This window comes from Brevundimonas sp. NIBR11, assembly GCF_027912535.1.
GTDB lineage: Bacteria > Pseudomonadota > Alphaproteobacteria > Caulobacterales > Caulobacteraceae > Brevundimonas.
Genome location: NZ_CP115465.1, coordinates 1,452,224 through 1,477,480, shown reverse-complemented (window position 1 = coordinate 1,477,480; position 25,257 = coordinate 1,452,224). Strand labels below are relative to the sequence as shown.

General features: G+C 67.6%; 21 protein-coding genes and 1 pseudogene. 16 read left to right on the top strand and 6 right to left on the bottom strand.

Going from position 1 to position 25,257, the window contains the following annotated elements; genetic code table 11:
• Positions 1-134 precede the first annotated feature (134 nt).
• Positions 135-2,564: an ATP-dependent helicase HrpB gene (gene hrpB / locus O5O43_RS07315; RefSeq protein WP_271086243.1), complete on the top strand. Its 2,430-nt coding sequence runs from the start codon at positions 135-137 to the stop codon at positions 2,562-2,564.
• Between the two features lie 59 nt (positions 2,565-2,623).
• A complete protein-coding gene (locus tag O5O43_RS07310; protein WP_271086242.1) occupies positions 2,624-3,925 on the top strand; it encodes an MFS transporter in 1,302 nt (433 codons plus the stop codon).
• Here the strand turns inward: O5O43_RS07310 and O5O43_RS07305 are convergent.
• From O5O43_RS07305 to O5O43_RS07295, 3 genes are read right to left on the bottom strand one after another with little or no spacing between them, the layout of a single operon-like run.
• Complete coding sequence (locus tag O5O43_RS07305) at positions 3,922-4,719, bottom strand: RNA methyltransferase (protein WP_271086241.1); 798 nt, start codon at positions 4,717-4,719, stop codon at positions 3,922-3,924. The genes O5O43_RS07310 and O5O43_RS07305 overlap by 4 nt on opposite strands.
• Positions 4,716-5,621: a class I SAM-dependent methyltransferase gene (locus O5O43_RS07300; protein ID WP_271086240.1), complete on the bottom strand. Its 906-nt coding sequence runs from the start codon at positions 5,619-5,621 to the stop codon at positions 4,716-4,718. The genes O5O43_RS07305 and O5O43_RS07300 overlap by 4 nt, the downstream gene beginning before the upstream one ends.
• A gap of 18 nt (positions 5,622-5,639) precedes the next feature.
• Positions 5,640-7,055, bottom strand: a complete 1,416-nt coding sequence (locus O5O43_RS07295) for a glycosyltransferase family 2 protein (protein WP_271086239.1) — start codon at positions 7,053-7,055, stop codon at positions 5,640-5,642.
• Between the two features lie 97 nt (positions 7,056-7,152).
• Between O5O43_RS07295 and O5O43_RS07290 the strand changes: the two genes are divergently transcribed.
• Entirely contained in the window at positions 7,153-7,797 is a 645-nt protein-coding gene (locus O5O43_RS07290; protein WP_271086238.1) for a TetR/AcrR family transcriptional regulator, read from the top strand.
• A 13-nt stretch (positions 7,798-7,810) separates the two neighbouring features.
• Here O5O43_RS07290 and O5O43_RS07285 read toward each other — a convergent pair whose 3' ends face one another.
• Positions 7,811-9,868 (bottom strand): lytic transglycosylase domain-containing protein, encoded by a 2,058-nt coding sequence (locus O5O43_RS07285; RefSeq protein WP_271086237.1) that lies wholly within the window; start codon positions 9,866-9,868, stop codon positions 7,811-7,813.
• 114 nt (positions 9,869-9,982) lie between these two features.
• On the opposite strand from O5O43_RS07285, the gene dapA reads away from it, so the two are divergent.
• On the top strand, positions 9,983-10,873 hold the full coding sequence (gene dapA / locus O5O43_RS07280; protein WP_271086236.1) for a 4-hydroxy-tetrahydrodipicolinate synthase: 891 nt from the start codon (positions 9,983-9,985) through the stop codon (positions 10,871-10,873).
• A complete protein-coding gene (gene smpB / locus O5O43_RS07275; RefSeq protein ID WP_271086235.1) occupies positions 10,874-11,377 on the top strand; it encodes an SsrA-binding protein SmpB in 504 nt (167 codons plus the stop codon).
• Positions 11,378-11,383: 6 nt separating this feature from the next.
• Here the strand turns inward: smpB and O5O43_RS07270 are convergent, their stop codons facing one another.
• Together O5O43_RS07270 and O5O43_RS07265 are read right to left on the bottom strand one after the other, a co-directional pair.
• Entirely contained in the window at positions 11,384-11,587 is a 204-nt protein-coding gene (locus O5O43_RS07270; protein WP_271086234.1) for a hypothetical protein, read from the bottom strand.
• A gap of 108 nt (positions 11,588-11,695) precedes the next feature.
• Entirely contained in the window at positions 11,696-12,262 is a 567-nt protein-coding gene (locus O5O43_RS07265) for an NYN domain-containing protein (RefSeq protein WP_271086233.1), read from the bottom strand.
• On the opposite strand from O5O43_RS07265, the gene folK reads away from it, so the two are divergent.
• From folK to pyrH, 11 genes and pseudogenes are all read left to right on the top strand, one after another.
• On the top strand, positions 12,261-12,830 hold the full coding sequence (gene folK / locus O5O43_RS07260; RefSeq protein ID WP_271086232.1) for a 2-amino-4-hydroxy-6-hydroxymethyldihydropteridine diphosphokinase: 570 nt from the start codon (positions 12,261-12,263) through the stop codon (positions 12,828-12,830). The genes O5O43_RS07265 and folK overlap by 2 nt on opposite strands.
• A gap of 47 nt (positions 12,831-12,877) precedes the next feature.
• Positions 12,878-13,294 carry a cupin domain-containing protein gene (locus O5O43_RS07255; RefSeq protein ID WP_271086231.1) on the top strand — a complete coding sequence of 139 codons (417 nt, stop codon included), beginning with the start codon at positions 12,878-12,880 and terminating at the stop codon, positions 13,292-13,294.
• A 111-nt stretch (positions 13,295-13,405) separates the two neighbouring features.
• Positions 13,406-13,570, top strand: a pseudogene (gene rpoZ / locus O5O43_RS15975) (DNA-directed RNA polymerase subunit omega); the annotation flags it as partial.
• A 401-nt stretch (positions 13,571-13,971) separates the two neighbouring features.
• On the top strand, positions 13,972-16,065 hold the full coding sequence (locus tag O5O43_RS07245) for a bifunctional (p)ppGpp synthetase/guanosine-3',5'-bis(diphosphate) 3'-pyrophosphohydrolase (RefSeq protein ID WP_271086229.1): 2,094 nt from the start codon (positions 13,972-13,974) through the stop codon (positions 16,063-16,065).
• 207 nt (positions 16,066-16,272) lie between these two features.
• Entirely contained in the window at positions 16,273-19,725 is a 3,453-nt protein-coding gene (gene dnaE, locus O5O43_RS07240) for a DNA polymerase III subunit alpha (protein WP_271086405.1), read from the top strand.
• Between the two features lie 13 nt (positions 19,726-19,738).
• Positions 19,739-20,098, top strand: coding sequence for a GFA family protein (locus O5O43_RS07235; protein ID WP_271086228.1), 360 nt, complete (start codon positions 19,739-19,741; stop codon positions 20,096-20,098).
• A gap of 16 nt (positions 20,099-20,114) precedes the next feature.
• Positions 20,115-21,581: a D-alanyl-D-alanine carboxypeptidase/D-alanyl-D-alanine-endopeptidase gene (gene dacB, locus O5O43_RS07230; RefSeq protein WP_271086227.1), complete on the top strand. Its 1,467-nt coding sequence runs from the start codon at positions 20,115-20,117 to the stop codon at positions 21,579-21,581.
• Between the two features lie 89 nt (positions 21,582-21,670).
• Positions 21,671-22,261 (top strand): DUF4142 domain-containing protein, encoded by a 591-nt coding sequence (locus tag O5O43_RS07225; RefSeq protein ID WP_271086226.1) that lies wholly within the window; start codon positions 21,671-21,673, stop codon positions 22,259-22,261.
• Between the two features lie 223 nt (positions 22,262-22,484).
• Complete coding sequence (rpsB, locus tag O5O43_RS07220; RefSeq protein ID WP_271086225.1) at positions 22,485-23,363, top strand: 30S ribosomal protein S2; 879 nt, start codon at positions 22,485-22,487, stop codon at positions 23,361-23,363.
• Positions 23,364-23,464: 101 nt separating this feature from the next.
• A complete protein-coding gene (gene tsf, locus O5O43_RS07215) occupies positions 23,465-24,409 on the top strand; it encodes a translation elongation factor Ts (RefSeq protein ID WP_271086224.1) in 945 nt (314 codons plus the stop codon).
• A 99-nt stretch (positions 24,410-24,508) separates the two neighbouring features.
• Positions 24,509-25,249: a UMP kinase gene (pyrH, locus tag O5O43_RS07210; RefSeq protein WP_271086223.1), complete on the top strand. Its 741-nt coding sequence runs from the start codon at positions 24,509-24,511 to the stop codon at positions 25,247-25,249.
• Positions 25,250-25,257 lie beyond the last annotated feature (8 nt).

The following is a 25,257-nucleotide window of genomic DNA, read 5'->3' as shown; positions in this document are numbered from 1 at the left end:
CGGCTGAAGACGCTTTCGTGAACTGCTTTTCCGGCGTCGAGCTACGCGGTGAGGCGCGATTTGGACGCCTGGTCGCAAGCGTACAATCGGGCTTTTTACTTGGGGCTATCGCGCTTTGCGCTACTTGAGCCCCAATGACCCTGCCTATCCACGCCGTTCTCGAAGAGCTGAAAACCGCCGTCGCTGCAAGCCCGGCGGTCGTGCTGGCCGCGCCTCCGGGGGCGGGGAAGACGACCGTGGTTCCGTTGGCCCTCCTGGGGGCTGACTGGCTGGGTGAGCGAAAGATTCTCTTGCTGGAACCGCGACGACTGGCCGCGCGGGCCGCGGCGGAGAGGATGGCGCAGACGCTCGGGGAAGCGGCCGGGGAGACCGTCGGCTACCGAACGCGGCTGGAGAGCCGCGTGGGCGCCAGGACGCGGATCGAGGTGGTCACCGAGGGGGTCTTTACGCGGATGATCCTGGACGATCCCGGGCTGGAAAGCGTGGGGGCTGTCCTGTTCGACGAGTTCCATGAGCGCAGTCTGGACGCCGACCTGGGTCTGGCATTGGCGCGAGACAGCCAGTCGGTGCTGCGGGACGACCTGAAGCTGTTGGTGATGTCTGCGACGCTGGATATCGCGGGAGTGTCGCGGCTCCTGGACGGGGCGCCCGTCATCGAGGCGCAGGGGCGGGCTTTTCCGGTGGAGACGATCTATCTCGGGCGCAATCCGGTCGAGCGGATCGAGGAGGCGACGGCTCGGGCGGTGCTGACGGCGCTGAGGGATCAGACGGGGTCGATGCTAGTCTTCCTGCCGGGCCAGGGGGAGATTCACCGGACGGCGCAGAGAATCGGTGAGCGGCTTAGGGATGCGTCGGTCGACGTAGTCGCCCTGTATGGCGCGCTGGACAAGACGACGCAGGATCGGGCGATCGAGCCGGCCCCGGCCGGGCGGCGCAAGGTGGTGCTGGCGACCTCGGTGGCGGAGACCAGTTTAACCATCGAGGGGGTGCGCGTAGTCGTCGATTGCGGCCTGTCGCGTGTGCCCCGGTTCGAGCCGTCCAGCGGGCTGACACGGCTGGCGACCGTGAGGGTCTCGAAGTCGTCGGCCGAGCAGAGACGCGGACGGGCCGGGCGGACGGAGCCGGGCGTCTGTTACCGGCTGTGGGACGAGGAGGCGACGCGGGGGCTGGTTCCACACCAGAGGCCCGAGATGCTGGAGGCCGATCTGACCGGGCTGGCGCTGGATCTGGCGCGGTGGGGGGCGAAGACGACCGAGGGGCTGGCGCTGCTGGACGCGCCGCCGGCCGGGGCGCTGGCCGAGGCGCGGGCGGTGCTGACGCGGCTGGGGGCGCTGGAAGAGGTGGGCGGGCTGACGGCCCATGGGCGCAGGCTGACGCGGATTCCGCTGGCGCCGAGGCTGGCGCATCTGGTGGCGGCGGCGTCGGACGCGGGCGCGGCGGTGCTGGGGGCGAGGATCGCGGCGGTGCTGAGCGAGCCGGGTCTGGGAGGGAACGAGGTCGACCTCAGGGACCGACTGAAGGGGTTCGAGCGGGATCGGTCGCAGCGGGCGCTGGATGCGCGGAAGCTGGTCGAACGCTGGGCGAGGGTGGCGGGCGGCGGATCGGGCGGGAGCGAGGTCGAGGTCGGCGAACTGCTGGCAGAGGCGTTTCCGGAGCGCGTGGCCAAGGCGCGGGGGAGGCCGGGAGAGGTTCTGCTGGCGTCGGGGCGCGGGGCGTTCCTGGAGCCGACGGACGGGTTGGCGCGCGAGAGTTGGCTGGCGGTGGCGGATCTGGGCGGTGGAGACGCGAAGGACCGTATCCGTCTGGCCGCGCCGCTCGATCCGGCGGGGCTGGAGCGGCGGATGACGGTCGAGGACCGGCTGGTGCGCGAGCCGTCCGGGCGGATGGTGGTGCGGCGCATTCGACGCTTGGGAGCCATCGTCTTCGATGAGAAGATCACCGGGGCGCCGGATCGGGCGACGATCACCAGGGCGCTGCAGGCCGAGGTCGAGGCGGAGGGGCTGAAGGGACTCAAATGGGGCGAGCGGTCGGAGGCCGTCCGGGCCCGGCTAGCATTTCTGCACGAGCTGAATGCGGAGTGGCCGGATGTGTCGGATGCGGCGCTGGTGGAGGCGCGCGAAGAGTGGTTGTGGCCGCTGCTGGAAAACGTGCAGCATCTGGCGCAGATCGGGGATGAGGCGCTGGCGCGGGGGGTGGAGACGCTTGTGCCCTGGGATCGGCGCCGCGCGATGGACGAGCTGGCGCCGGCGCGGCTGACGACGCCGCTCGGATCGGCGGGGATCGACTATGGGGCCGAGGGCGGGCCGCGCGTCGACATCCGGGTGCAGGAGCTGTTCGGGCTGACGACCCATCCGACGGTGGGGGCCGGGCGGGTTCCGCTGACCCTGGCCCTGTTGTCGCCGGCGCGCAGGCCGATCCAGATGACCAAGGACCTGCCGGGGTTCTGGCGCGGATCGTGGAAGGATGTGCGGTCCGAAATGCGCGGGCGCTATCCGAGGCACCCCTGGCCTGAGAACCCGGCCGAGGCGGAGGCCACCAGTCGGGCCAAGCCGCGCGGGACCTGACGCCGCTTGACCGGAGGCCGCTCGCGGACGCATCGATAGGCCAAGACAGGGGAAACGCCGTGACCGAAGCCAACCTGCTGATCGCGCCCAGCCCGGCGTCGACGCGCCGCGTCCTGTTCGCCAGTCTGAGCGGCACGACGATCGAGTTCTTCGATTTTTACATCTACGCCACAGCGGCGGTGCTGGTGTTCCCGCAGCTCTTCTTTCCCGGCACGGATCCGGCCGCGGCGCAGCTGAGTTCGTTCGTGACCTTCGCCATCGCCTTCTTCGCAAGACCGGTGGGCGCGGTCGTGTTCGGCCACTTCGGCGATCGGGTGGGACGGAAGGCCACGCTGGTGGCCGCCCTCATGACCATGGGGCTGTCGACCATCGCCATCGGCCTGTTGCCGACGCATTCGCAAGCCGGTGTGATCGCGCCGCTGTTGCTGGCCCTGTGCCGGTTCGGTCAGGGGTTCGGTCTGGGCGGCGAGTGGGGCGGGGCGGTGCTGCTGGCGACCGAGAACGCCCCGCCGGGACGCAAGGCCTGGTTCGGCATGTTCCCGCAGCTGGGCGCGCCGATAGGGTTCATTTTGTCGACCGGGTCTTTCATCCTGCTGACCACCTTCATGGCCGAGGCGGACTTCCTGGCCTGGGGCTGGCGCATTCCATTCGTGTCCAGCGCGGTGCTGGTCTTCGTGGGTCTGTGGGTTCGGCTGAGCATTCACGAGACGCCGGAGTTCCAGAAGATCGTCGACAAGGCCGAGCGGGTGAGGGCGCCGGTCCTGACCCTATTCGCCCGGTACAAGGGCGCGTTGGCCCTGGGCGCCGTGGGCGGGGCGACGACCTTCGTGATCTTCTACCTGCTGACGGTCTGGGGGCTGTCGTGGGCGACGACGGAACTGGGGCTGACGCGCGGCGACATCCTGCCGATCCAGATGGTGGGGGTGCTCTTCTTCGGGGCCTTTATTCCGATCGCCGCGCTGGCGGCCGATCGGTGGGGACAGCTGAAGGTCCTGATGCTGGCGTCGATCGGCATCGGCCTGTTCGGGTTCGCCATCGGGCCGCTATTCGGAGCGGGGCTGACGGGGCTGCTGGTCTTCTTCGCGGTCGGCTTCGCCCTGATGGGCTGCACCTATGGGCCGCTGAGTGCGGCGATGGCGCGGCCGTTCCCGGCGGAGGTTCGCTACACGGGCGCGTCGATGGCGTTCAATGTCGCGGGCATTCTGGGCGCGTCGCTGGCGCCCTATGTCGCGACCAGGCTGGGCAAGACCTACGGGCTGGGCGCGGTGGGGCTGTACCTGACCGCAGCGGCGCTGCTGACCACGCTGGCGCTGTGGGCCATGACGCGGCTGAAGAACGAGGAAGGCGAAGGAGCCGCCTAGATGTCGTCCGTCACCGCATAGACCATGACGCCCGTGGCGATGGCCAGGTTCAGGCTGTCGGCGCGGCCGCGCATGGGGATCTTGACGTTGACGTCGCAGGCGGCGGCGAGAGCGTCGGTCAGGCCCGCCTGTTCGTTGCCCATCAGGATCAGACTGGGCTTGGCGTAGGCGGCGCGGCGGTGATCGACCGTGGCGTCCAGACGGGTGCCGACCACGCTGCCGGGCCAGGTCTCGCGCCAGGCGAGGAACTCGGCGGGCGTGGCCTTTGCGATGGCGACGGCGAAGACCGAGCCCATGGTGGCGCGGACGGCCTCGACCGAGAACGGATCGACGCAGTCGCCGATCAGGATGACGCCGCCGCAACCGGCCGCGTCCGCCGTGCGGATGATGGTGCCGAGGTTGCCGGGATCGCGGACCTGTTCAAGGGCGACCCAGGCGGGGGCGCTCTTCGGATCGATGGCGCTGAGGGCCGTATAGGCCTGTTCGAAGACGCCCAGCACCGTCTGCGGGTTCTCGCGGCGGCTGATCTTCTCGAGGATCGGGTGGGTGACGACGACGACCTCGCCGCCGGACTTGAGGGTCTCGGCCTTGGCGCGGTCCAGCAGCGGGTGCGGGCGGGCCTCCATGCCGACGAGCAGCATCTTGGGCGCACGGCCTTGATCGAGGGCCTCGCCGATGAACTTCAGACCTTCGGCGAGGAATTCGCCGGTCGCTTCGCGCTCCTTGCGCATATGCAGGGCGCGGACGCCCTTGACCGTGTCGTTGGTCAGGGAGGTGATCAGACGCTCGGTCATCTGGCCGACCACCGGGCGAAGAAGCTGAGGCCGATGGCGCGGGCGTCGGGACCGTCTTCGGACAGGGCCAACTCGCCCCAGTCGATGCGGCCGCCACGGTCGGCCGTGGCTTCGCGCATCTGGTGGGCCAGGGACAGGCCGGAGATGCGGGCGGCGTAGGCGTTCAGCAGCAGGAAGTCGGCGTCGTCGGCCAGAAGGGCGGCGCAGTCGGCGAGCAGGCCCGGCATGTCCTCGAACAGGCGCCAGACCTCCCCGGTCGGGCCGCGGCCGTATTTGGGCGGGTCAAGGATGATGCCGTGGTATTTCGAGCCGCGCCGAACCTCGCGGGCCACATATTTGCGGGCGTCGTCGACGATCCAGCGGATGGGCAGGTCGCTCATACCGGACAGTTCGGCGTTCTCGCGGGCGTAGGCGACGGACTTCTTGGAGGCGTCGACGTGGGTGACCTCGGCGCCGGCGGCCGCAGCGGCCAGCGAGGCGACGCCGGTGTAGCCGAACAGGTTCAGGATCTTGGGGCGCTGCAGGGTACGGATGCTGGCGTCCAGCCACTCCCAGTTGGCGGCCTGTTCCGGGAAGAAGGCGAGGTGGCGGAAGGGGGTGAAGCGGCCGACGAACTTCACGTCGCGCCAGCCCAGCGGGAAAGCGTCCACGGGGCCGTGAGCGTCGAAGCGCCAGCGGCCGGCGTCCTCGTCATCCTTCTCCTGCTGCGGATCGAAGGTGGCGGTAGCGCGGGCGAAGGCGTCGGGGTCGCGGGGCTTCCAGAAGCACTGAGGCTCGGGGCGTACGACGGTGTAGGGGCCGTAGCGTTCCAGCTTCTTGCCGTCGCCGCTGTCGAGCAGTGCGTAATCGGACCAGCCCCGGGTGACGAGGGTTTGGGGCGAGGAGGACAGGACGGGCCGCATCGTGACGGCCTTACGACCTCAGGCCGCCTCGCGTCCAGCGTCGACCTCGGCGAGGGCGGCGATCTCGACCGCAGGGTCGCGGCGGTGCGGGGTCTTGTCCCAGGTGAAGGGGTCGGCCGCCACGCGCCAGGCGGCATGGAAGAAGGCCAGGGTCAGAAGAGACCAATAGGCCGGGGCGGTGATCATGTCTGTCGCCGTGTAGGGCGCCCCCGCGCGTCGGGCGCCGACGAGGCCGTTGAGCCAGGCGGCGGCCAGACCGACGACGAGAACCGACAGCGCGAACCGGGGCGCTTCCGGGGGCAGGCCCGCAGCGATCGACAGGCTGACCGTGGCGATGACCCAGGCCAGAGACCCGGCATGGGCGCTGGCCGCGGCGAGGCTCATGCCCAGGGTCATGATCAAGGCCAGGACGCCGCGCCAGCCGAGCCCCGCGAGCGTGCGGGTGTGGACCCCCCAAGTCTGCATGAATCCCTTGAGCCAACGCGTACGCTGGGGGAGCCAGTCCGTGATCTCACCGGGCGGGGTTTCGTAGGTGGGGAGCCGGAGCGTCCCGAGCCGATAGCCGCAGCGCCAGAGGCGGAACCCCAGATCGGCGTCCTCTGTGACGTTGTGCGCGTCCCAGCCGCCGATCTCCCTGAGGACCGCGACGCTGAAATGGTTGCTGGTGCCGCCGAGGGGGAAGGGCAGGCCGAGGCGAGCCATGGCGGGCAAGGTCACCTCGAACAGGGCGGCGTATTCGACGGCGAACTGCCGATCCAGGAAGGGGCTCTCGGACTGGCTCGCCGGTCTGATGCGCAAAGGAGCCTGGAGCGTCGCGAGACTGCCGAACGGGTCGGCTGCGAAGCGGGCGGCGGCCTCGCGCAGCTGGCCTGGATCGGGGTCATCCTCCGCATCGTAGACGGTCAGGAAGTCGCCGGTCGCCGCCGCGAGCCCCGCGTTCAACGCCGCCGGCTTGGTGCGTGGACCGCCCGGCGGGACGATCATGACGCGCAGCCAGGGCGGTAGGATGCAGGCCGAGGCGGCCGCCTGGGTCGCGTGGTCGTGGGCTTCGAGCAGGAGCAGGCCTTGAAGCCGGTCACGCGGATAGTCGGTGGCGGCGAGGCGATCGACCAGTTGCGGCAGCACCTCGGCCTCGTCGAGAAGGGCGACCAGGATGGTGTAGCGGGGCAGGTCCGGCGCGGGGGGAGGATCGGGATCGACGCGGCGGCTGGCGAGGATCAACACCACCCGCCACGATGCCGCGAGTACGAAGATCAACTGGACCACGATGAGGAGGATGACGCCCGTGACCCGTGCATGGGTGGCGAGCCCCAGGGCGACACCGCCGGTGCACAGGATCAGCACGCCGGCCTGACCCAGGCTGAGCGAGCGCAGGTTGGCGCGATGGGGGTACCCCCGCGCCGGGACGTCCGACGTGCTCCCCGTGCCCTTCATGGTTATCGGCCTATCCTGAGGTTGTTCATCCGGCAAGCCGTTGGCGTCGTCGCGGCATTGCGGCTATGCAGGGGCGGTTCGCTTCAGGGAGCTCAGCGTGTCGGCTGAATCCGTCGTATCCCCACCCGTATCGTCCCGCTCAGGCCGCAAGCCGAAAGGCGAGGGTCATGCACGCCGCGCGGAGATACTGGCTGCGGCCGAACGGATTTTCGTCGAGGTCGGCTACGAGGGCGCGACGATCCGCCGGATCGCCGACGAGGTCGGGTTGTCGTCGACCGCCCTCTACATGCACTTCTCCGAGAAGAGCGAGATCCTGCATGAGATATGCCGGCTGGCTTTTGCACGGCTGCAGGCCGCGAACGCGGCGGTGATCGCCGAGGGCGGGTCGCCGGCAGTCGTTCTGCGCAGGCTGATGGAGGCCTATGTCGATTTCGGCTTCGAGAACCCCAACGCCTACCGCCTGACCTATCTGACCCGGCCCGTGGAGGCGCGCGACGGCGCCCAGAGCGCGGCCCAGATGCTGGGCGGCGACCTCTTCCGGGCGTTCGAGGCGATTGTCGAGCAGGCCGGGACCGAGGGGCACCTGCGGGGCGACGCGCGGGCGACGGCCCAGGCCCTGTGGGCCGGGTCGCACGGGATCGTCTCCCTGATGATCACCAAGCCCTATTTCGACTGGGTGGATCGGACCCTGCTGACCCGCACCATGTTGGACGCCCTGTTTACCGGACTGCTGAAGCCCTGATCCAGGCTTTCAATCAAGGCTGATAAGGCTGTGGTCCGCCGGAGCCGCGCGCAATGTCAGCCGAGGTGCTCAGGGGAGCCGAGCCGCCGTTCAGACGGGCCTTATAGACCGCCATGTTCTCCATGACCCGCATCATGTAGTTGCGCGTCTCCGTGAAGGGGGCGCACTCGATGAAGTCGACCGGATCGACGCCGCCAGCCGCCAGGCCGCCGCGCGGATCGCCGCAACGCGCCACCCATTGCGGAGGCCGGGCGGGGCCGGCGTTGTAACCGACGGTCGTCAGCAGCATCGATCCCCTGAACTGGCTCATCAACTCGCCGAGGTGATAGCTGCCCAGCGTCATGTTGTAGTCCGGGTCCCACAGGCGCTCGGCCGAATAGGGCATCCCCAGGCGACGGGCGACGCCCGAGGCGGTCGAGGGCAGGAACTGCATCATGCCGCGCGCGTCTGCGCCGGAACGGGCGCGAGGATCGAAGCTCGATTCCTGACGCGTGATGGCCAGGGTGAAGGGCAGGGGAGCCGCGCCGGGGACCTCAGGCGGGATACGGATGGGGTACTGACGTTCAGGCAGCAGGAAGCCGCGCTGGCTGGCGGCGCGACCGACCATCATGGCCCCGAACCCGTCGCCGTACCCGCGCGTCATGTCCATCAACAGGGCCAGGTCGTCGATGCCCGGCAGAGTGTCGTCGAGGTGATAGGCGAAGACGCGGTAGAGGGACATCTCGCCGGTCTCGCCGAGGATGCGGGCGGCGCGCACGACCTCATTGGCCTCGAAGGCGGCGATGTCGCTCTGCGTAGGGACCGGTTCGGCGGGCAGGGTCAGGGTGGTGTAGCCGGCCTTCTCGGCGGCGAGCTGCCCATAAAAGGTCTGAATGTGCCGTGCGCCCTCGCGGTAGTAGGTCTGGGCGCGAGCCTGATCGCGTTGGGCCTCGGCGGCGCGCCCCAGCCAGTAGAGGGCGCGGCCCTGGGTGATCGGTGTGGACGAGGTCTGACGCAGGGTCTCGAAGTGACCGGCGGCGCGAGCGGGATCGCCGAGCTTGGTCAGGGCGACCCAACCGGCGAAGAACTCGGCGTCCACCTTTCGGTCGCCCGAGGGGAAGCCGTGGCCGGCCATCGAGTCGTAGGCGGCGCGCCACTCGCGGCGTTCCAGGGCGTCGAGGAAGTAGTTGCGGCGCTCGTTCCATAGGGTGTTCTGGCCGTCCGAGTGGAGGGGCGCAGCGGGTAGGGCGGAAAGAAGGGCGAATCCTTCCGACTGCCGATTGGCCGCGCGCAGGATGCGGACGCGTTCCAGGACCACGTTGGGATCGCGCGCCTGGGCAGGCGAAAGATTGCCCACGACGCTGTCGGCCGCATAGGCGCCGCGGAGCGTCATGACGGCTTCGGCGGTGGCGCGGCGCTCTGCCGAGACCAGACTGAGCATGGCGCGGGTGGCGGGGCCGTGCGGGCCCGACAGCAACATGCCGAGGCGGACGTCATGGTCGCGCTGGGTGAGGCTGGAGCCCCAGCGGCTGAGGATGCGGCTCTGGCTGGCTTCGTCGAAGGACTGGGTCTGCCACCACTCCTGGATCAGGAGGCGGGCCTCTTCGGAGCGACCGCGCTGGTCCAGCGCATCGGCCAGCGCCATGGCGCCCTGGACCGTGGTCGGGCGGTTCGAGCCGAAGAAGCCGAGGACGGCGTCGGCGCTCATGCCGGCGCGTTCCAGCGCCTGTTCCCCGGCGGCGATGCGCGCCTCGGCGCGAGGCCAGGCGCGCAGAGACTGAACGTCGTTGGACAGTTCGGTGTAGGACAACTGCGGGGCGGAGGTATCAACCAGGGCCCACTCGACCAGCTTCCTGGCCGTCGGGTCGCCAATGCGCGAGATGGCGGCCTGGGTCCCGATGACGTCGCGAGCGCGGGCGGCGGCGAGGCCGGCGCGGAAGTTGGCGGTGTCGGCGTCGTTGAGGACGCGCGCCTGATAGCCGGCCTGGGCCGTCTGGCCCGTGACGTAGGGGCTAGGCTGGCTGTTCAGATAGGCGGTCTGGGGAATCGGGGCGAGGACGGCCAATGCGGCCGCGAGGCTGGTCGCGATCATGAAGTGTCCTATCCCCATTCAACCCGGTTGCGGGTTCGAGCCCGGCAACCTACCCTCTCGCGTCTCGTCTCGGACGACCGTCGCCCACTCCCCACGCAAGGTATTCTTGTTTCAATGACCGCCCCCTTGTTCAAGGGCGTGATCACCGCCCTGATCACACCTCTTCGTGACGGAAACGTGGACGAAGCCGCGCTGGAGCGTCTGGTTGAGCGCCAGATCGCCGCAGGCGTTCACGGCGTGGTCGCCGTGGGCACGACCGGAGAGGGCGGCGGGCTGACCATCGAAGAGCACGAGCGGGTCACCGCCCTGTGCGTTCGTGTCGCGGCCGGTCGCATCAGGGTGATCGCCGGAGCCGGATCGCCCGCAACCTATGAGTCGATCCATCTGGCCGCCCACGGCAAAACCTGCGGCGCCGACGGGGCGCTGGTCGTGACGCCCTATTACAACCGGCCTTCGCAGGCGGGTCTGATCGCCCATTTCGAGGGGGTGGCCGATGCGGTCCAGATTCCACAAATCCTCTACAACGTCCCCGGGCGGACCGGGGTGGATCTGTCGAACGAGAGCGTCGCGCGACTGGCGAAGCACCCGAACATCGTCGGCCTGAAGGACGCCACGGGCGACATGGGCCGGGCGAGCTGGATGCATTCGAACGTCGTCTCGCAAGGCGGTCAGTTTGACCTGATCTCCGGCGACGATCACAGCTTCCTCGGCTACGCGGCGCACGGCGGGGTGGGGCTGATCTCTGTGACGGCGAACGTCGCGCCGGAAGCCATGGTCGCCCTTTACAACGCGGTCGCCGCCGGTGACTTCGCGACGGCAAGGTCGTGGCAGGACCGTCTGATCGGCCTGCACAAGGCGCTGTTCCTCGACGCCTCGCCGGCTCCGGCGAAATACGCTCTGGCGAAGCTGGGCCTGTGCACCGAGGAGATGCGTCTGCCGCTGGTCCCGACCTGCGAGGAGGCCAAGCCCGCGATCGACGCGGCGATGGCGGCGGCGGGTCTGTAGATGGCGACCTCGAAGGAAAAGGCCGCGGCGGCCAAGTCCGCCCCCATCACCAAGGCCAAGACCATCGCCGAGAACCGGCGGGCGCGGTTCGACTATTTCCTCGAGGACAACGTCGAGGCCGGGATCATGCTGCTCGGGACTGAGATCAAGGCCCTGCGCATGGGACGGGCTAATATCGCAGAGAGCTATGCGGCGGTGGAGGGGCGCGAGATCGTGCTGATCAACGCCGATATCCCGCCTTACGCGCAGGCCAACCGGTTCAATCACGAGCCGCGGCGGCCGCGGAAGCTCCTGCTGCACAGAAAGCAGATCGATCGGCTGATCGGGGCGGTGCAGAAGGACGGTCAGACGATCATCCCGCTGCGGCTCTATCTGAACGACGACGGCAAGGCGAAGCTCGAGATCGCGCTCGCCAAGGGCAAGAAGCTGCACGACAAACGCGAGACCGCGGCCGAACGCGACTGGGCGCGGGACAAGGCCCGCCTCATGCGGGACAAGGGCTGACCCCGGTCAGACGACCGGTCGGGCGTCGATGACGTCCGGAATAGGGGCGACCGCCGCCGGATCGGCGTCGTAAAGCCCCAGCGAGGGGCGCACCGAGGCCTCGACCACCTGAACCGAGAGGGTCAGGACGACCGCCGTCAGGATGGCGAGACCGGCAACTTGCAGTTCGCCGGTCGTGAACAGTCGGTTTTTCTTGGTCTCGGCAGGCATTGATCAGATCCCTCTGACCCCCAGAACGGAAGCTACGCCGCACCGTTCCGGGCGGATGGAGCGTCAAGCGGACTCGCCGATTCGCTGTGTCTGGCGAACAACAGTCGCCTAATCGAAGGTCCGGACGGAGGGCTGAGCCTGTTGCGAGCGGGCGCGGCCGTAGTTCTGGAGCAGGTCGGCCAGTTCGACGAAGTCGTCGGCCTGACGGCGCAGGTCGTCGGCGATCATCGGCGGCTGGCTTTTCAGGGTCGAGACGACGGTGACACGCACGCCCTTCGCCTGGACCGCCTGGACCAGCCGGCGGAAGTCGCCGTCGCCGGAGAACAGAATGGCGTGGTCGATGTTCGGCGCCAGCTCCAGCATGTCCACCGCGATCTCTATGTCCATGTTCCCCTTGGTGCGGGTGTGCCCTTGCGCGTCGGTGAACCGCTTGACCGGCTTGGTCACGAGGGTGAAGCCGTTGTAGCCGAGGAAGTCGATCAGGGGCCGGATCGGAGAGAACTCTTCGCCCTCGGTCACCGCCGTGTAATAGTGGGCGCGAACCAGGACGGCTTTCTCCCGTAGCGCGTCGATCATCTTCTTGAAGTCGATGTCCGCGTTCAGGGCCTTGGTCGCCGAATACAGGTTGGCCCCGTCGATGAACAGGGCCAGACGCTCGCTCGGATAGAGTCTCATGGAAATCACCTCGTCTGAAATAGTCCCGGGCCCTGAGGCGGTCAGCGTCAATATCGACGAGAATCTGGACCTGGATGGAGCTGTCATCGTCGCGCTGGGCTGCAATGACAAGGGGGCGTGGTCGTCCTGTCGCGAGGCGCTGGAGGCGGCGCTGGCGCGGTTCCGGCGCGAGGGGGTCGATATTCTGGCGCGGTCGTCGTGGTGGGCGTCACAGGCCTGGCCCGACCCCAGCGATCCGCCATTCTTGAACGGGGTGGTGATCGTGCGGACGGCACACGACCCTCACGCCCTCATGGCGATCCTGGGCCGGATCGAGGACATATTCGGGCGCCGACGCTCGGTCCCGAACGCGCCCCGGACGCTGGATCTGGACCTGATCGCATACGGACGTGAGCAGGGAGATTGCGAGGGGCTGATCCTGCCGCATCCGCGCGCGGCGGATCGGCTGTTCGTCATGGGGCCGATCGCGGAGATCGCGCCGGAGTGGCGACACCCGGAGAGCGGCCGTGCGGCCTCCGCGATGGCCGGCTCTGCGACCGTCGGACGCGACGCCCATCCCTTGCGCTGAGGGCCTCGGCATGGGCTGATCCGGGAAATGACACCGGGAGACATTTCATGCTGATCGCCTTGATGGTGGCCGTTGGACTGCAGGCCGCGCCGGCTTCGCCGCCGGCCGGGGTTGGCGTGGTGATTCACGAGGCGGACACGCGGGTCGAGCAGGTCCCGCCGCACAACGGTACCGGGATGAGCACCGCCTATCGCATCTCCGACGTGGCCCCGAACCGGGCGATGGAGTTCAGGAAGCGGGTCATGCATCCGGGATCGTCGATCGGCCTGCACCTCATCGCCCACGACGAAGTCTATTATGTCGTCAGCGGTGAGGGCGATGTGATCTCGGACGGGGTCACGACGCGGATGACGGCGGGCGACACCGCTTATCTGTACGACGGCAACAATGTCGGCATCACCCAAGTCGGGGACGAGGATCTGGTTCTGATCATCGCCTATCCGACGGCGCAGCGGGTTCCCTGAGGCGGTCGGCGCCCCAAAACCGCCGCCCTCCTTGTCTAGACGTGCGGCGTTGCACAAATAGGCGCATACCTGTATTTGGCGCGGTTCTCCCGCCGACCCCGAAGGATTCTCATGGCTCGCGTCACTGTCGAAGACTGCATCGAGAAGGTGCCGAACCGGTTTGGTCTGGTCCTGCTGGCCGGCAACCGCGCCCGCGCGATCGCCAACGGCGCCGCCCTGACGCTCGATCGCGACAACGACAAGAACCCGGTCGTCGCCCTGCGTGAAATCGCTGAAGATACTGTCGTTCCCGACGACCTGCTGGAGACCGTCGTGGTCGCCCTGCAGCGCGTCGACGAGCGCACCGAAGCCGAGGACGAAGCCGAAGTCGTCGCCCTGCTGGCCGAGCCGCAGCACATGAACATGGCCGAGGCCGAACTGATCCGCGCGCTGCAAAGCGACCGCGACGGCGGCCAGGAGGAACGCTACTGACGGCGGAACCCGCCAACGGTATCACCATCCTCCCGGCGCGGGCCGGTACGACCCCGCCGGCGAACGACATCGCCAATGACATCGCTTCGCCGTCGGCCGCGCCTGCTTCGCCAGGACCGCAGCCGGCGGCGAAACGCATTCCGGTCCTGCGTCAGTTCGAGCTGATCGAGGCGGTCAAGGCCTATGACCCCGTCGCCGACGAGGCCATGCTCAACAAGGCCTATGTCTATGCGATGAAGATGCACGGCTCGCAGCTGCGGGCCTCGGGCGATCCCTATTTCGCCCACCCGATCCAGGTCGCGGGCATTCTGACCGACTACAAGCTCGACACCGCCACCATCGTCACCGCCTTGCTACACGACGTGGTCGAGGACACCTCGGCGACGCGCGACGATATCGCCCGCATGTTCGGCGAGGAGGTCGCGGTGCTGGTCGAGGGGGTGACCAAGCTGTCGCGCCTCGAGCTTCAGGCCGAGCACACGCGCCAGGCCGAGAACCTGCGGAAGTTCATCCTGGCCATCAGCCGCGACGTGCGGGTGTTGCTGGTCAAGCTGGCGGACCGTCTGCACAACATGCGGACACTGAAATTCGTCAAGCCGGAGAAGCGCGAGCGGATCAGCCGCGAAACGCTGGAAGTCTATGCGCCGCTGGGCCGGTCGATCGGCATCCACTCCATCGCCTCCGAGCTGGAAGAGCTGGCGTTCGAGCACCTGAACCCCACGGCCCGGACCGCGATCGAGCGGCGGCTAGAGGCGCTTAAGCTGGAACACGGTCAGGCGACCGACGTCGTTTCCGCCGAGGTGGAACAGGTGCTGTCGGAGGCCGGAATTCCAGCCCGCGTCTATGGCCGCCAGAAGACGCCCTATTCCATCTGGCGGAAGCTGCAGCGGAAGTCGGTGGGCTTCTCGTCCCTGTCGGACATTTACGGTTTCCGCGTCCTGGTCGAGGCCGAGGACGACTGTTACCGCGCGCTGGGCGTCATCCACCGGACCTGGCCGATGGTGCCGGAGCGGTTCAAGGATTACATCTCGACGCCCAAGTCGAACAACTATCGCTCGCTGCACACGACGGTCGTGGGCTCCGGGGGCTTGCGTCTGGAAATGCAGATCCGGACCGAGGTCATGGACCGGATCGCCGAGGATGGGGTCGCGGCGCATTGGGCCTACAAGAACCACTCTTATGGTCTCGACCGCGAGGCGATGGCCAAGGACGGCGGGCGCGATCCGCTGCTGAACCTGCGCCACCTCGTGCAGGTGATCGAGCACGGGGAGGGAGGCGAGGACTGGGTCGAGCACGCCAAACTCGAGATGTACCTGGATCAGGTCTTCGTCTTCACGCCCAAGGGGGCGCTCATCACCCTGCCGCGCGGCGGCATGGCGCTGGACTTCGCCTATGCGGTCCACACTGAGGTCGGGGACACGGCCGTTGGCGTCAAGATCAACGGCGAGCTGAAGCCGATGCGCACGGCGCTGCAGAACGGCGACGTGGTGGAGATCATTCGCGGCAAGAAGCGAGAGGCCCCGGCGGACTGGCGCAGCCTGACGGTCACCGGTCGGGCGCGCTCGGCGATCCGGCGCCACATCCGCTCCTCCGAGCGGGACGAGTTCCAGAAACTGGGCCGGACGACGCTGGAACAGGCTCTGTCGCGGGCGGGCAAGGCGCTGGCGGACGTCAAGCTGACTTCGACGTTGGAGACCCTGGCCGTGCCGAACGAGGAAGACCTGTTCGACGCCATCGGGCGCGGGCGCATCCAGGCCAACAAGGTGGTCGAGACCCTGTTCCCGTCGCTTAAGGGCACCCTGACCGCCTCGACGGACCGCAAGAAGATCGGCGACGCCCAGGCGCGGCTGTTCGTGCGCGGCAGCGGATTGACGCCCGGCGTCAGCATCCATTTCGGCGCCTGCTGCACTCCGGTGCCCGGCGACCGTATCGTCGGCATCATGGAGCCAGAAAAGGGTCTCACGGTCCACGTCATCGACTGCCAGAGGCTGGCCGAGTTCGCCGACGACGACAGCGTCTGGCAGGACCTGCAGTGGCGGCCGGAGGCGGAGCAGGGCGCCGTCGGCGTCGCCCGCCTGCGCGCCACCATCCAGAACGCTCCGGGGGTGCTGGGCCAGGTCGCCACGGTAATCGGCGAGGCCGGCGGCAACATCCTGAACCTGAAAATGGCCCACCGGCAATCGGACTTCTTCGACGTGGACCTGGACGTCGAGGTCTCGGACGCCAAGCACGCGACCAGCATCATGGCGGCGCTCCGGGCCAATCCGAACGTGGATACGGTAGAGCGGTCGCGGGGGTAGATTGCGTTCTCAACAGCCTGACTGTTGACGAGAACAAAGCCGCAACTTAGAACATACCCAGAACGATCCATCTGGGGATAAGCGCATGTCCAAGGTCTTCCGCGAAACGCTGTCGCTTGCATCGTGCGGCGGCTTTGTCTGGATGGTGTGGCAGGTCGCCCTGCTGGCGAGATGAGTCGCCTCCGGCCTGAGATCGAGGATCAGGCCATCACCGACATGCCCGCAGAGACCGGTTTCGTCCATCTGAGGGTGCGCTCGGCCTATTCGCTGCTGGAAGGCGCGATCAAGGCGGGCAAGGTCGGGAAGCTGGCCGCCGATGCGGGGATGCCGGCCGTCGCCGTGGCCGACCGGGTCAATCTGTTCGGGGCGCTGGAGTTCTCGGAGGCCTCCAAGAGCGTCGGCGTGCAGCCGTTGATCGCCTGTGCGCTGCCGATCACGGGTATCGGCGGCAGGCGGGGCGAGCGCTGGGCCAAGACGCCGACCGTCGTCCTGATCTGCCAGAGCGAGATCGGCTGGCGAAACCTCTGCGCCCTGTCGTCCGAAGCCTATCTGCTGGCCGGGGACGAGGAACCCAACGTCGCCTGGAGCCGGGTCGCGGACCTGTCCGAGGGGCTGATCCTGCTGTCCGGCGGCCCGGACGGTCCGGTCGACCCGCTGTTCGCCCAGAACAAGCCCGGTGAGGCCGCCGAGGCGCTGACGGCCATGGCCGGGGTGTTCGGCGACCGCTTCTATGTCGAGCTGCAACGCCACGGTCTGCCGGATGAGGCGGCGGCCGAGCGCGGTCTGGTCGAATGGGCGTATGCGAACGACGTCCCCCTGACCGCGACCAACGACGCGTATTACGCCAAGCGCGATCAGGCCAAGTCGCACGACGCCCTGCTGTGCATCGCCGACGGCGCCTTCACCGGCCAGGAAGATCGGCGCCGCATCACCGACCAGCACTACTTCAAGTCCGCGCTCGAGATGCGGACCCTGTTCTCCGACCTGCCCGAGGCCTGCGACACGACCATCGAGATCGCCAAACGCTGCGCCTTCCTGGTCAAGACCCACCCGCCGATCCTGCCGCGCTTCGACACCGGTGACGGCCGTTCCGAGCCTGACGAACTGATGCACCAGGCCCGCGAGGGTCTGAGGGCGCGGCTGAAACAGGTGACGCCCGCCGCGCCCGAGGAAGACTACTGGGCGCGTCTGGAGTGGGAGGTCGGGATCATCCAGCAGATGGGCTTCCCCGGCTATTTCCTCATCGTGTCGGACTTCATCAAATGGGCGAAGACCCATTCGATTCCGGTGGGGCCGGGGCGGGGGTCGGGCGCAGGTTCGCTGGTGGCCTGGGCCCTGACCATCACCGATCTGGACCCCTTGCGGTTCGGCTTGCTGTTCGAGCGGTTCCTGAACCCCGAACGGGTCTCCATGCCCGACTTCGACATCGACTTCTGTCAGGAGCGGCGCGAGGAGGTCATCACCTACGTCCAGGAGCGCTACGGCAAGGACCGGGTAGCTCAGATCATCACCTTCGGCACGCTGCAGGCGCGGGCCGTGCTCCGCGACGTCGGTCGGGTGCTGCAGATGCCGCTGGGGCAGGTCGACCGGCTCTGCAAGATGGTGCCGAACAATCCGGCCAATCCGACGACGCTGGCCCAGGCCATCGAGATCGAGCCACGCCTGAGAGAGGCGCGCGACGCCGAGAAGTCGGTGGCGAACCTGCTGGCCACGGCGCTGGAGCTAGAAGGCCTCTATCGCAACGCATCGACCCACGCCGCCGGCATCGTCATCGGCGACCGGCCCCTGGTCGAGCTGACGCCGCTGTATCAGGATCCTCGGTCGGATATCCCGGCGACCCAGTTCAACATGAAATGGGTCGAGCCGGCGGGGCTGGTGAAGTTCGACTTCCTCGGCCTGAAGACCCTGACGGTACTGGACCGAGCTCACGGCTATTTGTCGCGACGCGGGGCGGCGCTGGACTTCAACCTTCTGCCGCTCGACGACAAGGCGACCTACGAACTGATGGCGTCCGGCCAGACGGTCGGGGTGTTCCAGCTGGAATCGCAGGGCATGCGCGACACCCTGCGCAAGATGCGCTGCGGCTCCATCGAGGAGATCACCGCCCTGATCTCCCTCTATCGGCCCGGGCCGATGGAGATGATCGACACCTATATCGACCGGAAATTCGGCCGGGCCGAGGTGGACTATCTGCACCCCTCGCTGACCGAGGTCCTGACCGAGACCTACGGGGTCATCATCTACCAGGAACAGGTGATGAAGATCGCCCAGATCCTGGCCGGCTATTCGCTGGGCGAGGCCGACCTACTTCGACGCGCGATGGGCAAGAAGAAGAAGGAGGAGATGGACATCCAGAAGGCGCGCTTCATCAAGGGCGCCTCGGAGAAGTCCGTGCCGGAGCAGCAGTCGGACGGCATCTTCGAACTGGTGGCCAAGTTCGCGGGCTACGGCTTCAACAAGTCGCACGCCGCCGCCTATGCGCTGATTTCCTACCAGACCGGCTGGCTGAAGGCGAACCATCCGGTCGAGTTCTTCGCCGCTTCGATGTCGCTGGATCTGTCGAACACCGACAAGCTGGCGGTCTTCTATCAGGACGCCCGGAAGTTCGGGATTCCGGTTCGGGCCCCGGACGTGAACGAGAGCTCCGCCGACTTCGACGTGCGCTGGGAGGACGGCAAGGGGGCGGTCCTCTATGCGCTCGGGGCCATCCGCAATGTGGGCTTGGAAGCGATGAAGCACGTCGTCGAGGTGCGCGAGACGGGCGGTCGGTTCGCCGACATCTTCGACTTCCTGGAGCGGGTCGATCCGCGCGCGGTCAACAAGCGGGCGCTTGAGGGTCTGGCCAAGGCCGGCGCCTTCGACAGCATCCACCCGAACCGGCGGCAACTGTTCGAACAGGCCGACGTCCTGATGGCCTATTGCCAGAGCGTGGCGGCGGACCGGAACTCGTCGCAGGTCTCCCTGTTCGGCGCCGATCAGGCCGGGGCCTCGCGGCCGCGCCTGAAGAGCATGGAGCCCTGGATCGGACCGGAACGGCTGGACCAGGAACTGTCGGCGGTCGGCTTCTACCTGTCCGGCCACCCTCTGGAGGACATGGAAGGGGCGCTGCGAAGGAAGCGCGTGACCTTCGTCGCAGAGGCCGTGCAGCGGGCGGAACAGGGCCACGACGCCTTCATGATGGCCGGCGTCGTGCGCCGTCGTCAGGAGCGGGCCAGCGCCAAGTCGGGCGAGAAATTCGCCTTCGTCACCTTCTCGGACCCGACGGGAGAGTTCGAATGCCTATTCCCGCCGGAGCAACTGAGAGCGTCACGCGAGATGCTGGAGGTCGGCGCCCATCTGATGGTGAGGGTTCGAGCCAAGTCTTCGGACGGGGAGGTGCGGTTCTTCGGCGACGGGGTCTCGAAACTGGACGCCATCGTCGACGACGCGTCGGTCGGGCTGCGAGTCCATGTTTCGGCGCGATCGACCGATGCGGCGGCTCTCCAGGCGCGGCTGGAGCGGGCGAAGGCGCAGGGCAAGGGCGGTGAGATCACCCTGATCGCCTCTCTGGACGGCCGGCGCGAGGTCGAGGTGCGGCTGCCCGGCCGCTATCGACTGGACGGAGCGCTGAGAGGGGCCTTGAAGACCGCGCCCGGCGTGTTGATGCTGGAAGACGCCTGAGCCGGAGACGCCCATGACCGCCGTCCACCACGGATCCTGTCACTGCGGGGCCGTCGCCTTCGAGGTCGAGACCGATCTGGAGACGGTCATTGAGTGCAACTGCACTCACTGTTTCCGGACCGGGCTCTGGCTGACCTTCGTGGAGCCGGAGGCCTTTCGTCTGACCCAAGGCGAGGATGCGATCCAGGAATATCTCTTCAATACGCGAAAGATTCGGCACTTCTTCTGCAAGACCTGTGGGGTGGAAACGCATGGCGAAGGCGTCACGCCGGGCGGCAAGGCCAATGTGGCGGTCAACGTACGCTGTCTGACGGACGTGGAGCCCTTCAGCGTGACGCCGACCACGCGGTATGACGGGCTGCATCAGAATTAGGCAGGGGGGCGCGGGGATGGGCTGCGTTCGAGCCGGTCTGGCGGCGCTGTGGCTCCTGCTCGTGGCGGGCGGGTGCGCCTCGCAAGGCACGGTCACGGCCGCGCTGGACGATCCGACCCTGATCGGGACACGCTGGGGTTTGCTGGCGGTGGCGCTCGACGGAGAGATCGTCGCGGAGGTCGACGCCGACCGGCGGTTCAGCCCGGCATCCAACACCAAGATTTTCACCACGGCCGCCGCCTTCGCCCTGCTGGACGATCTGAACCAGCCGGGCCCCGACGACGGGACGTCGGTGCGGCTGGAGCCGTCGGCCGGGGGCGGGGCGCCCGATCTGATTCTCATAGGCGCAGGCGACCCGTCCTTGGGCGACGGGCCAAACTGCGTTTCGACCTGTCTGGCGGAGCTGGCCGATGCGACGGCGGCGGCCGTCAGGCGCGTCGGCGATGTCGTGGGCGACGACCGACTGTTCCCCGACGAGCGATGGGGCCCCGGGTGGGCCTGGGACGACTTGCAGGAAGGCTACGGAACCGCCGTCTCGGCACTGACCGTCAATGACAATGTGGTGGTGCTGGAAGTCGTCCCCGGGGCGAGCGTCGGCTCGCCGGTGCAGGCTCGCTGGCGGACGGACGACGATATCCTGCCATTGACGAACGAGGCGATCACGGCCGATGACGGAATGGCCGATCTGCGGATCGAGAGACGGCCCGGCGGGCAGGGCGTTCGCCTGTACGGGCGGATGCCAAGAAGCGGGGCGGCGAGTGCGATGCGGGTCGGGCTGGACGATCCGGCGCTGGCGGCCGCGATCCGCCTTCGCCGTCTGTTGGAACAGCGCGGCGTCGTGGTGGAGGGCGAGGTTCGGGCGCGGCATCGACCGCTGACCCTAACCGACGATCCAGCGGCCCGGATCGGTGCGCCGCCGACCGTCGTCGCCGAGGGGACGGAGATCGCACGGCTGACGCGGCCACCGCTTCTGGCCAGTCTGATCCGCACAACCAAGGTGAGCCAGAACCTGCATGCCGAACTGATGCTGCGCCGTCTCGGGCGACTGGAAGGCGCAGGGTCACTCGCCGACGGATTGGCCCAGGTGCAACTCGTGATGGCGGAGGCAGGCGTCGCACGGGCGGCCTTCGACCTCCATGACGGCTCTGGCCTATCGACCTATAACCGCGTCAGCCCCCGCGCGACGACGACCTTCCTGCTTTGGACGGCAAGCCAGCCCTGGGGCGAGGCATGGCGGGCTACGCTGCCGGTGGCAGGTCGTGACGGCGCTCTTCAGCGGCGCTTCATCGGCACGCCGCTGGAGGGCAGGGTCTTCGCCAAGACCGGGACGCTGAGCGGGGTGAACGCCATGGCGGGCTTCCTGACGGCCGCCAGCGGACGGACGATCGTGTTCTCGATCTACGCCAACGATCGGCCCTCGACGGCAGGATCGGCCGTTGAGGCGATGGATAGGACGCTGCTGGCCCTGGCGGCGCACAACTAAGGGCGGAAGGCGTTGCGTCGGGCAGCAAACTTAGGAACGGGCGGGGTTCCCAAGGGTTTAGGCGGCGAACTTCCCGAGGAGATCGTTCCATGACTCGTATGCTGCTTGCCGGCGTCGCCACCCTGGCCCTTCTGGGTGCGTGCAGCCGATCCGAAGACCCCGCCGAGGATGCGGCCGCCACAGTGAACGCGGCGCAGGACGCCGTTTCAGGCCCCGTCGGACAGACCTCGGCCGCCACGATCGGCGCCAATACGGCCGGGGGATTCGTCACCGCCCTGGCGACCTCGGACATGTATGAGCTGCAGGCCGCCGAGATCGCGATGACGAAGTCGTCGACAGCCGCGATCGACGAGTTGGCGGGGATGATCAAGACCGACCACACGGCCTCGAGCGCCAAGCTCAAGACGATCGCGCCGACGGAAGCAGCCGACACCCCCCTGCCGACCGCGCTCGATGAACGCCGTAAAGGACTGATCGACAACCTGAACGCCGCCGCGCCGGCCGATTTCGACCGCGTATGGCTGACCCAGCAGGTCGCGGCGCACAACGAGGCCCTGACCCTGCTGAACGGGTTCAAGGACCACGCCGAGACGCCCAGTCTGGCGGCGCTGGCCACCGAGATCATCCCCAAGGTCACGATGCACCGCGACCAGGCCCAGCGCCTGCTCGATGCGATGTAGGATCGGATAGCAATCCCGCGATCAAAGAGGGCGGTCGGACAAGGGCCGCCCTTTCGCATGTCGAGGACTTCGCTTGCGTTTCGCGCCCGGCCCCACTATATGCCCGCCCACTTCACACGCAGGCGTGGCGTGATCGGGGAGACATCCCGATCGCTCCGTTCCGAGGGGCCAGCAGGTCCTTTCACCGTCTGCGGCGGAATAATCGGAAAAAGGACTTCCAAAGATGGCTCTGCCTGACTTCTCCATGCGCACCCTGCTCGAAGCAGGCGCCCACTTCGGCCACCAGACGCACCGCTGGAACCCGAAGATGGAGCGCTACATCTTCGGCGCGCGCTCGAACATCCACATCATCGACCTGTCGCAGACGATGCCGCTCTTCCACCAGGCTCTGGTGGCCGTGCGCGAAGTCGCCGCCAAGGGCGGTCGCGTCCTGTTCGTCGGCACCAAGCGCCAGGCCGCAGAGCCGGTCGCCGAGGCCGCCAAGCGCTGCGCCCAGTACTACATGAACAACCGTTGGCTCGGCGGCACGCTGACCAACTGGAAGACCGTTTCGGGCTCGATCGCCCGCCTGCGCGAGCTGGAAGGCCTGCTGGAGCGCGGCGGTGAAGGCCGCGTGAAGAAGGAGCTGCTGACGCTGGAGCGCGAACGCGACAAGCTGGAGCTGTCGCTGGGCGGCATCAAGGACATGGGTTCGATTCCGGACATCATGTTCGTGATCGACACCAACAAGGAAGCGATCGCGATCCAGGAAGCTCGCAAGCTGAACATCCCGATCATCGCGATCCTGGACACCAATTCGGACCCGGACGGCATCACCTATCCGGTCCCGGGCAACGACGACGCCGCCCGCGCCATCCAGACCTATTGCGACCTGATCGCCGACGCCGTCCTGGACGGTCTGGCCGCCGGCGCCTCCAACTCGGGCATCGACCTGGGCGCTTCCGAGAACCCTGTCGAGCCGATGCTGGCCGAAGCTTCGGCTCCGGTCGTCGCTGACGCCGCCCCTGCGGGCGCCGAAGCTGTCGGCGAGGAAATGTTGGCCGCTTCGGGCGAAGAGAACGCCTCGGAAGAGCCGGCCGCCGAAGAAGCCGCCAACGCCTGATCGGTTTCGGTCCGGCGTACCGGACCGACCGCATAACCGACATGCGGCCGGGCTAATCCAAGCCCGGCCGCTCACGCATTCAAGACCTCAGGAGACCAGAAATGGCCGAGATCACCGCCGCCCTCGTTATGGAACTCCGCGCCAAGTCCGGCGTGGGCATGATGGACTGCAAAAAGGCGCTGCAAGAGAACGACGGCGACATCAACGCCGCCATCGACTGGCTGCGCGCCAAGGGCCTGTCCAAGGCCGCCAAGAAGGCCGACCGTGTCGCCGCCGAAGGGCTGGTGGCCGTCGCTTCGAAGGAAGACGGCAAGGGTGAGGTCGGCGCCGCCATCGAGTTCAATTCGGAAACGGACTTCGTCGCCCGCAACGAGCTGTTCCAGAACGCCGCCAAGGCCTTCGCCCAGAAGGGCCTAGAACACCACACCGTGGAAGCCCTGCACGGCGCCGAGCTGGAAAACGGCAACACCATCGAGGCCGAAGTCACCAACATGATTGCGACCATCGGCGAGAACATGCAGCTGCGTCGCGCCGCTCGCCTGTCGGTCGATGAAGGCGTCGTCGCCTCCTACGTCCACAACGCCGTGGCTCCGAACCTGGGCCGCATCGGCGTGCTGGTCGCCCTGCACGGCGGCGGCGACAAGACCGCCCTGCGCGAGCTGGGCCGCAAGATCGCCATGCACGTGGCGGCGACCGCTCCGCTGTCGCTGAACACGGACGATCTGGACCCGGCCGCCGTCGAGAAGGAACGTCAGGTCCTGACTGAAAAGGCCAAGGAAGAAGGCAAGCCGGAAAACATGATCGCCAAGATCGTGGACGGCCAGATCAACAAGTTCCAGAAGGACGTGGTGCTGACCAAGCAGCCGTTCGTCATGAACCCCGACGTCACCATCGAACAGTTGGTCGCCGATACGGGCAAGGAACTGGGCGCTCCGGGCCTGCACCTGGCTGGCTTCGTCCGTCTGGCTCTGGGCGAAGGCGTCGAGAAGGTCGAGGGTCCGGACTTCGCTTCGGAAGTCGCCTCGATGATGGCTCCGCAAGCTTAAGCGCAAACACTGCGTGACTATTGGGGCGCGTTCGGCTTTGAAGCCGGACGCGCCCTTCGTTTATGATGGCCCGCCCGATTCCCGTGAAGCGAGACACCCATGCCCACTGACAGCGCCCCGAAATACAAGAAGGTGCTGCTGAAGGTCTCGGGCGAGGTTCTGATGGGGGATCAGGGCTATGGCATCGACATGGCCACGGTGGACACCGTCGCCGCCGCCATCGGCCGGGTGGCCAAGAGCGGCACCGAAATCTGCCTGGTCATCGGCGGCGGCAACATCTTCCGAGGCCTGTCGACGGCGGCGGCGGACATGGAGCGCGCCAGCGCGGACTACATGGGCATGTTGGCGACCGTCATGAACGCCCTGGCCATGCAGAACGCGCTGGAGAAGATCGGCGTGGATACGCGGGTCCAGAGCGCCATCCCGATGGCCGCCATCGCCGAGCCTTACATCCGTCGTCGCGCGGTGCGCCACATGGAGAAGGGCCGGGTGGTGATCTTCGCCGCCGGCACCGGCAACCCCTATTTCACGACCGACACGGCCGCCGCTCTGCGCGCCGCCGAGATGGGTTGCGACGCCCTGTTGAAGGGGACCTCCGTTGACGGCGTCTATTCCGCCGACCCGAAGAAGGACAAGACCGCGACCCGCTACGACCACCTGACCTATCAGGACGTGCTGAGCCAGAACCTGAAGGTCATGGACGCCGCCGCCATCGCCCTGATGCGTGAATCGAAGATTCCGATCGTGGTCTTTTCGATCCGCGAAGAAGATTCGCTGCGCAAGGTGCTGAATGGCAAAGGGACGTTCACTGTCATCAGTGACGCTCCGGCCAAAGCCTGAGTCGAGAG

What these genes read in the sequence shown, in the direction of transcription:
- hrpB (WP_271086243.1), top strand. Translation starts at nt 135, where the DNA reads ATGACCCTGCCTATCCACGCCGTTCTCGAAGAGCTGAAAACCGCCGTC.
- O5O43_RS07305 (WP_271086241.1), bottom strand. Translation starts at nt 4,719, where the DNA reads ATGACCGAGCGTCTGATCACCTCCCTGACCAACGACACGGTCAAGGGC.
- O5O43_RS07300 (WP_271086240.1), bottom strand. Translation starts at nt 5,621, where the DNA reads ATGCGGCCCGTCCTGTCCTCCTCGCCCCAAACCCTCGTCACCCGGGGC.
- O5O43_RS07295 (WP_271086239.1), bottom strand. Translation starts at nt 7,055, where the DNA reads ATGAAGGGCACGGGGAGCACGTCGGACGTCCCGGCGCGGGGGTACCCC.
- O5O43_RS07285 (WP_271086237.1), bottom strand. Translation starts at nt 9,868, where the DNA reads ATGATCGCGACCAGCCTCGCGGCCGCATTGGCCGTCCTCGCCCCGATT.
- dapA (WP_271086236.1), top strand. Translation starts at nt 9,983, where the DNA reads ATGACCGCCCCCTTGTTCAAGGGCGTGATCACCGCCCTGATCACACCT.
- smpB (WP_271086235.1), top strand. Translation starts at nt 10,874, where the DNA reads ATGGCGACCTCGAAGGAAAAGGCCGCGGCGGCCAAGTCCGCCCCCATC.
- O5O43_RS07270 (WP_271086234.1), bottom strand. Translation starts at nt 11,587, where the DNA reads ATGCCTGCCGAGACCAAGAAAAACCGACTGTTCACGACCGGCGAACTG.
- folK (WP_271086232.1), top strand. Translation starts at nt 12,261, where the DNA reads ATGGAAATCACCTCGTCTGAAATAGTCCCGGGCCCTGAGGCGGTCAGC.
- O5O43_RS07265 (WP_271086233.1), bottom strand. Translation starts at nt 12,262, where the DNA reads ATGAGACTCTATCCGAGCGAGCGTCTGGCCCTGTTCATCGACGGGGCC.
- O5O43_RS07255 (WP_271086231.1), top strand. Translation starts at nt 12,878, where the DNA reads ATGCTGATCGCCTTGATGGTGGCCGTTGGACTGCAGGCCGCGCCGGCT.
- O5O43_RS07245 (WP_271086229.1), top strand. Translation starts at nt 13,972, where the DNA reads ATGCTCAACAAGGCCTATGTCTATGCGATGAAGATGCACGGCTCGCAG.
- O5O43_RS07235 (WP_271086228.1), top strand. Translation starts at nt 19,739, where the DNA reads ATGACCGCCGTCCACCACGGATCCTGTCACTGCGGGGCCGTCGCCTTC.
- dacB (WP_271086227.1), top strand. Translation starts at nt 20,115, where the DNA reads ATGGGCTGCGTTCGAGCCGGTCTGGCGGCGCTGTGGCTCCTGCTCGTG.
- O5O43_RS07225 (WP_271086226.1), top strand. Translation starts at nt 21,671, where the DNA reads ATGACTCGTATGCTGCTTGCCGGCGTCGCCACCCTGGCCCTTCTGGGT.
- rpsB (WP_271086225.1), top strand. Translation starts at nt 22,485, where the DNA reads ATGGCTCTGCCTGACTTCTCCATGCGCACCCTGCTCGAAGCAGGCGCC.
- tsf (WP_271086224.1), top strand. Translation starts at nt 23,465, where the DNA reads ATGGCCGAGATCACCGCCGCCCTCGTTATGGAACTCCGCGCCAAGTCC.
- pyrH (WP_271086223.1), top strand. Translation starts at nt 24,509, where the DNA reads ATGCCCACTGACAGCGCCCCGAAATACAAGAAGGTGCTGCTGAAGGTC.